Origin of the sequence: Adlercreutzia equolifaciens, from assembly GCF_029076695.1 — a bacterium.
In the GTDB taxonomy this organism is placed as follows: Bacteria; Actinomycetota; Coriobacteriia; order Coriobacteriales; family Eggerthellaceae; genus Adlercreutzia; species Adlercreutzia equolifaciens_A.
In genome coordinates this window covers 1-306 of record NZ_JARFIK010000331.1, presented here as the reverse complement: position 1 = coordinate 306, position 306 = coordinate 1, and the positions used below count along the sequence as shown (strand labels likewise).

1 protein-coding gene is annotated in these 306 nt (G+C 42.5%); it reads left to right on the top strand.

Annotation, left to right across the window (positions count from 1 at the left end):
* Positions 1-71: 71 nt before the first annotated feature.
* A partial coding sequence (locus tag PZH32_RS12615; protein ID WP_275208592.1) for a hypothetical protein occupies positions 72-306 on the top strand: 235 nt, incomplete at its 3' end.

Below are 306 nucleotides of genomic sequence, written 5' to 3'. Positions count from 1 at the left end.
ATATGTTGGAGCTCTTGAAAGAGTTTGCAGCGTCCAAGGATGAAGAATTAATTTATTTTTAAAATGAGATAATGAAAAGCACACAATTACTATTTTTATTGTTCATAAGTGTGGCGGCATGGGCTGGGGGGCCGGCCAAGAGTAATTTTACCGCAATGGAAGTAAACCATATCAGAGTCAAGACTCCCGGGCTCTTTAACGGGCGCAAAAGTTTCTCCATTCATCTGGATAGTATAAAAGAGAATGAATATTGTTTTCCTCTTCCCGGTGGTAAAGTGATTTCTGCATACGGAGCCCGCCGGGGGC